At 62.7% G+C, this 5547-nt stretch carries 6 protein-coding genes and 1 pseudogene; 3 read left to right on the top strand and 4 right to left on the bottom strand.

Annotated features, from left to right (window positions below):
- Nucleotides 1–67 precede the first annotated feature (67 nt).
- Complete coding sequence (locus U5771_RS34555; RefSeq protein ID WP_009687317.1) at nucleotides 68–808, bottom strand: acetoacetate decarboxylase; 741 nt, start codon at nucleotides 806–808, stop codon at nucleotides 68–70.
- A 460-nt stretch (nucleotides 809–1268) separates the two neighbouring features.
- Between U5771_RS34555 and U5771_RS34550 the strand changes: the two genes are divergently transcribed.
- Nucleotides 1269–1850, top strand: coding sequence for a phosphatase PAP2 family protein (locus U5771_RS34550; RefSeq protein WP_322028092.1), 582 nt, complete (start codon nucleotides 1269–1271; stop codon nucleotides 1848–1850).
- A 39-nt stretch (nucleotides 1851–1889) separates the two neighbouring features.
- Here U5771_RS34550 and U5771_RS34545 read toward each other — a convergent pair whose 3' ends face one another.
- The 3 genes from U5771_RS34545 to U5771_RS34535 form a co-directional block, all read right to left on the bottom strand.
- Nucleotides 1890–2114, bottom strand: a complete 225-nt coding sequence (locus U5771_RS34545; RefSeq protein WP_322028093.1) for a hypothetical protein — start codon at nucleotides 2112–2114, stop codon at nucleotides 1890–1892.
- Between the two features lie 119 nt (nucleotides 2115–2233).
- The gene (locus U5771_RS34540; RefSeq protein ID WP_322028091.1) at nucleotides 2234–3055 is read right to left on the bottom strand and encodes a siderophore-interacting protein; all 822 of its coding nucleotides are present in this window, start codon (nucleotides 3053–3055) and stop codon (nucleotides 2234–2236) included.
- A gap of 38 nt (nucleotides 3056–3093) precedes the next feature.
- On the bottom strand, nucleotides 3094–3804 hold the full coding sequence (locus U5771_RS34535; protein WP_322028090.1) for a PadR family transcriptional regulator: 711 nt from the start codon (nucleotides 3802–3804) through the stop codon (nucleotides 3094–3096).
- Nucleotides 3805–4134: 330 nt separating this feature from the next.
- Here U5771_RS34535 and U5771_RS34530 point away from each other — a divergent pair.
- Together U5771_RS34530 and U5771_RS34525 are read left to right on the top strand one after the other, a co-directional pair.
- A pseudogene (locus tag U5771_RS34530) lies at nucleotides 4135–4317 on the top strand (transposase); the annotation flags it as partial.
- A gap of 240 nt (nucleotides 4318–4557) precedes the next feature.
- Nucleotides 4558–5373 (top strand): DUF817 domain-containing protein, encoded by an 816-nt coding sequence (locus U5771_RS34525; RefSeq protein WP_322028089.1) that lies wholly within the window; start codon nucleotides 4558–4560, stop codon nucleotides 5371–5373.
- Nucleotides 5374–5547 lie beyond the last annotated feature (174 nt).

Below are 5547 nucleotides of genomic sequence, written 5' to 3'. Positions count from 1 at the left end.
ATTCAGGTTGCTCATTTCGAATTTCCCGTGGTGAAAGGATTGACAGGGAGAAAGGACTGCGGACGTGTTACTGAGCCAGGTAATCGTAGACGACTTCGCCGAGGCCGAGTGTCAAATCCGCGACGAGGTGGCGCGCTTCGACGATCTCGAGCACCGGCAGGTCGGCCACCGGCGCAAGCGCGTGCGGTGCCAGTTCGAGCGAGGCAGGGCCCGTCCACGCGCCCTTCATCTTGATGTCCTGCATGTAGTAGCGCACCAGTTCGCACACGCGTGCGGTGCCGTCGACGTGCGGGATGATCTTCAGCAGGAAGTTCGGGCCGGCCAGGCGCTTCGTCTGCTCGTCGATGTCGAGTTCCTTGTGCTTGTAGCCCATCGTGCCGGTCGCGACGCGCACCTTGCCGTAGTCGAGCGTGCCCAGGATGTGATCGGTGTTCACGTGCAGCGTGGGCGACGCGAGCTTCTTCGGGAAACCCCACAGCTCGCGGCCGCCGGCGATCGGCGGGTGATCGTCGAGATACATCGCGAGCGTGTAGCCGCCGGGCTGGCCGTTGTACTCGACGGGGATCACCTGGCCGCTTTCCGTGTAGTCGCCGAAGCCGGTCGAATCGGCCATGCGAATGAACTCGTAATGGACGAGCGGTTCGGTGACCTGCAGCGGCTCGGGGACGATTTCACGCAGACGGTCCGGATCGGTGCGATACGTGATGATCAGAAACTCACGATCGACGAAACGGTACGGGCCCATCGGAAAGGCAGGGCTGGTCAACGGCATCGCAAACGCTTTCGATCTGACATCGCTGGGTTTCATGCGGACTCCTTGTTGTTGATCGCTTCGTGGATGAGTGCTCGTAAGCTCGTAATCCTATGCCTGTGCGTTGCCGTTGTGCGATGCCGCATTTGGAATTAATTGTTGCCGATTTCGAATTATTTGCAACGCAAATATTGAGGCGAACGGCGCAAACGGCACGGCGCGCGCGCGGCGGTCCGATACTCGCACGCGTCGATGACGCCGCAATGTGAAAAAGGTGAGCCTTTACGGGATGGTTGGTGAGCTTTTACGGGAGACAGTCGCGCGGGAATATGACAATTGTGTGAACTTGTGTTGCAGTGCAGGCTCTAAGTGCGTTCGCGCGCGGCGCACGGGCCCTGTTTCGGACAAGGGCACAGCCGCCCGCGCATTAAGCATCGCTTAAGCGAGTGAGCACTAGCATCGTTCGCATCCGACCGGCGCGCCCGGTCCCATTACTACGCCCCACGTCACCGGATTCATGCAGAACCTCAATCTCACCCTGTTTTCCGCCATCAATGCCGGCGCCGCGCCGCACCCGGGCGTTGCCCGCTTCGCGATCTTCGCCGCCGACTGGCTCGTCTATGCGCTGCCCGCGATGCTGCTGCTGACCTGGATCTTCGGCGAGCGCCCGACGCGGCGCCAGGCGATCGAAGCCGGTGTCGGCACGTGTGTGGCGCTGGCGCTCGCGCAGGTGATCGGGCATTTCTGGTTTTCGCCGCGGCCGTTCATGGTCGGAATCGGCACGCAACTGATTCCGCATGCGCCGGACAGCTCGTTTCCGAGCGATCACATGACGTTCGCGTGGAGTCTCGCGGTCGGCATGATGCTTGCCGGCACGACGCGGCTGACCGGGTTCGTGATGGTCGCGATGGCCGTCGCGATTGCCTGGGGTCGTGTGTATGCGGGCGTGCATTGGCCGTTCGACATGGCCGGCGGCGTGCTGGTCGGCACGGCCGGCGCGCTGGCCGCGCACCTGTATGGACAACGCGTGGTCGAGCTGCTCGAACGGATCGGCGACGCGCTGCACGCGGTGATGATGGGGCGTGAGCGCGCGCCCTGAGTGGGAGAACGACGCGGGAGAAGTGCGGGCCGGACGCCGTCAACCGGGCGTCCTGTCTGCTTCAGCCGAAGCGGACGGGCCGCCGCCTGCTTCGTGCAATTCGGGCGTTTCGCCCGGGTGCCGGGCGGCGTCGCGGTCGAGAGCGCTTTCCTTCAGGATCGCGCACATCGCGACGAACAGCGCGAGCACGACGGCCGCCAGGCCGCAATAGCCGGCGATCTTCAGGTGGCGAAGGAACGGCGAAGCGTGGCTTTCTTTTGTCATGAGCGGGCGCTCCTGGACGGGCTGCGGCGGCTGTCGCCCGACAGCGGCGTCGCAGACATACATATATACCAGCCGCCCCGCCGATGCCAAGCCCGCCGATGCGCGGGCGCTTGTTCGCGTCAGTCTTCCAGCGTTTCATGCACGGCCGCCGCGCCGCGCTTCCAGTAGGCCGCCGCGCGGATGCGCGACTTGTCGATGCCGCGCTCGCCGGTCAGGTGCTGACGCACCGCGCGCATCGACTGCGCTTCGCCCGCCGCCCACACGTAACCGTCGCCCGCGGACGGCAGCGGCAGATCGCGCACCGCATTCAGCAGCACGTCGCCGTCCGCCGCGTCGGCTTCGGCGCGAAAGCGCCAGATTTCATGCACGTCGGCACGCGTATCGAACGCGATCTGCGCGGTGCGATCCGCGACTTCCAGCACGACCGCCGCGCGTGCGCCGGCCGGCAATTGCTCGAGACGCCGCGCGACCGCCGGCAGCGCCGTATCGTCGCCGATCAACAGATGCCAGTCGAAATCGATCGGGACCACGAACGAACCGCGCGGGCCGCCGATGCCGAGCCACTGGCCGACGCGTGCCTGCGCAGCCCACTGCGATGCGGGGCCCGAATGGTTCAGCACGAATTCCAGATCCAGTTCGCACGCGGCGCGGTCGAAGCGGCGCGGCGTGAAATCGCGCGCGACCGGCTTCGGTTCGCCTTCGGGAAACTCGGGGCCGTTCGCGCCGAGCGTCGGCATCGCGGGCCGCTCGGCGCCGGGCGGCGGGAAAAACACTTTCACGTGATCGTCGAACGACGACGATTCGAAATCCGCGAGGTCGGGGCCGCCGAGGGTGACGCGCAGCAGGTGCGGCGTCACGGCGTGCACGCGCACGACCTGCAGCAGGCGGAACTTGAGGGTATGGCGCACGCGAGTGACGGCGCGTTCGGATGGGTTCTGCATCAATCCGTTCTCCTGGGGTTTTGATAGGGCGGCGCGGATTACGCGCCGGTGCCGCCTTCGATTTCGGCCGTCGCGCGGCGCATGATCGCCGCGATGCGCCGCTGTTCGTCGGCATCGGCCGCGCTCTTGTGGAGCAGCGCCCGCTTCAGTGCGAGGCGGGCCTCGACGAACTCCGGTAGCCAGCCGGGCTGTGCGTCGTCCTGCGCTTCGCTGCCCGCCGATTCGCCGGCGAACGCGCGGCGCATGAATTCCATCTTGCGTGCGAGATGCGTGAGGCGTGCGAACAAGGTGTCGACGCGTTCGCGCTGCGCATCGAGATGCGCGCGGCCGGCGTCGGTCAGCGCATAGCGCTTGCGGTTGCCTTCCGCCTGCGACGCGACGAAGCCGACTTCCTCGAGATACGTGAGCGCCGGATACACCATGCCGGGGCTCGGGCTGTAGAAACCGTTCGAGCGCGTGTCGAGCGCCTTGATCAGCTCGTAGCCGTGGCTCGGCTGCTCGGCGACCAGCGCCAGCAGCAGCAGTTGAAGATCGTCGGAGCTGAACTGGCGGCCGCGCGGCATGCCGTCGTCGCCGAAATCGCCAAAGCCGCCGCGTCCGCCACGGCCACCGAACGGGCCGCCGCCGAACGGATCGTGGCCGCGGCGATGGCGGCCAATCGCGTGCCAGAGACCGGCGAACCATTCAGGGCCGGCATGCGTACCATGACCGTCGCATCGGGCATGGCCGCGGGAGGGGGGGTGTCGCATGATCGTGTCCTATATGTCGTAAAACATATCTAAAGATATATATCGAAAGATAGGGTGTCAAGGGGGATTATTGGGGGCGGATGAGCGGCAAGGGGGGCGTGTAGGTTGGTGTAGGGTCTCAATGATTGTGAGCGTTTTCTCACATATTGAATGGAGGAGGCGATAGTTCTGCTCTATGGTGGTGGTCGTTTTTCCGGACCATAGGGAACGTTGACAGACGTTGTCGTGTTACTCGACGGCCCTCAAACGATGACATTCAAAGCGCTTCAGATCGGATCACGTGAACCTGCCCAGCGTTACGCAAAGGAGACCAATGCGATCTCGCCACGCCGTCGGTACGGTTACACTACGAACGCCATCGAGAACATCAACTCGCAGCTGCGCAAGATCATCAAGACTCGAGGACACTTCCCGACCGACGAGGCCGCCACCAAGCTCATCTGGCTGGCACTGCGCAACATCACTGCCGATTGGGGGCGTGCTGCTCATGACTGGAAGGCGGCTATGAACTAGTTCGCCATCCTTTACGAGGATCGATTCGTTCGACCATCCGTGTGAATCTCAACCTGCCTTGAACACGGAAAGCCTGACACCCCCGAATGAGTTTCATGTTAGGTGCTTTGTGGGCATCGGCGAACAGCTCACACACAACCTGTCTTCAGTGCCTTTTTCCCATCTATGCCCCTTTTCAACACGACTCAACGTTTGCCGCGCGCATCCCGCCGTCGTTCGAACACCCTCGACGACTGGCTCATGGCGCCGCCGTTGCCCGGTGGGCCGGATGGATTCAGGCGCTTTGTTCGCGAGTTTTTCTTCTTCGGCCTGAAGGAAGCGCGCAGTTGCCTGTTCGCGGGGCTTTTCTTCCTGGCGGTGTTCGCCATGCCACGCGCCGGGCTCTGGGGCATGCCGCGTTATGACGTACTGCTGATCGTTGCACTGCTCATTCAGGTGGGCATGGTGGCCACGCACCTGGAGACGCTGGACGAACTCAAGGTCATCTCGCTGTTTCATGTCGTGGGTTTTGCGCTGGAGGTGTTCAAAACCTCGGGCACCATCCAGTCCTGGGCTTATCCCGACCCGGCCTACACCAAGCTATGGGGCGTCCCCTTGTTCGCCGGCTTTATGTATGCCGCCGTGGGCAGCTACATCATCCAGGCGTGGCGGCTATTCGATCTGCGCATACGCCATCATCCCCCACACTGGATGGCGGCGCTGATCGCGGTGCTTATTTATGTCAACTTTTTCACTCACCACTATATCGGAGACTACCGATGGTATCTGGCAGCCTGCGCTTTGGGTCTGTATGCTCGGACCACCGTGGTGTTTCGTCCGCTGGATAGAAACTACCAGATGCCCTTGCTGCTGGCCTTCGTGCTCATTGGCGGTTTTATCTGGCTGGCCGAAAATATCAGCACCTTTGCGGGCGTATGGCGCTATCCCAATCAAATCGGAGCATGGTCGGCCGTGCATGTGGGCAAATGGAGCTCATGGTCCATGCTGGTCATCATGACCTTCACTATTGTGGCCAATCTCAAGCATATCAAGCAGCACATCCACGTGCCGCGCTGAGGCCAATCGTCAGTGATCTGCTCTAGAAACCCTGGACACAAATGAGTGTTGGTGTTTCGGAGGCCAACTTTTCTGCGAATTTTGTAGGGGGAAGTCAGCTTTTCTGCCACATCGTCGCGGGAAAATTCGCAGAAAAGATGACCAAATCATTGATTTGCATGGTCCGTAGAGGCC

This window comes from Burkholderia sp. BCC1977 (assembly GCF_905339595.1).
Classification (GTDB): Bacteria; Pseudomonadota; Gammaproteobacteria; order Burkholderiales; family Burkholderiaceae; genus Burkholderia.
Note: the sequence above shows the minus strand (reverse complement) of the source record. Positions and strands in the feature narration are given on the sequence as shown.

What these genes read in the sequence shown, in the direction of transcription:
- U5771_RS34525 (WP_322028089.1), top strand. Translation starts at nt 4,558, where the DNA reads ATGGCGCCGCCGTTGCCCGGTGGGCCGGATGGATTCAGGCGCTTTGTT.
- U5771_RS34540 (WP_322028091.1), bottom strand. Translation starts at nt 3,055, where the DNA reads ATGCAGAACCCATCCGAACGCGCCGTCACTCGCGTGCGCCATACCCTC.
- U5771_RS34535 (WP_322028090.1), bottom strand. Translation starts at nt 3,804, where the DNA reads ATGCGACACCCCCCCTCCCGCGGCCATGCCCGATGCGACGGTCATGGT.
- U5771_RS34550 (WP_322028092.1), top strand. Translation starts at nt 1,269, where the DNA reads ATGCAGAACCTCAATCTCACCCTGTTTTCCGCCATCAATGCCGGCGCC.
- U5771_RS34545 (WP_322028093.1), bottom strand. Translation starts at nt 2,114, where the DNA reads ATGACAAAAGAAAGCCACGCTTCGCCGTTCCTTCGCCACCTGAAGATC.
- U5771_RS34555 (WP_009687317.1), bottom strand. Translation starts at nt 808, where the DNA reads ATGAAACCCAGCGATGTCAGATCGAAAGCGTTTGCGATGCCGTTGACC.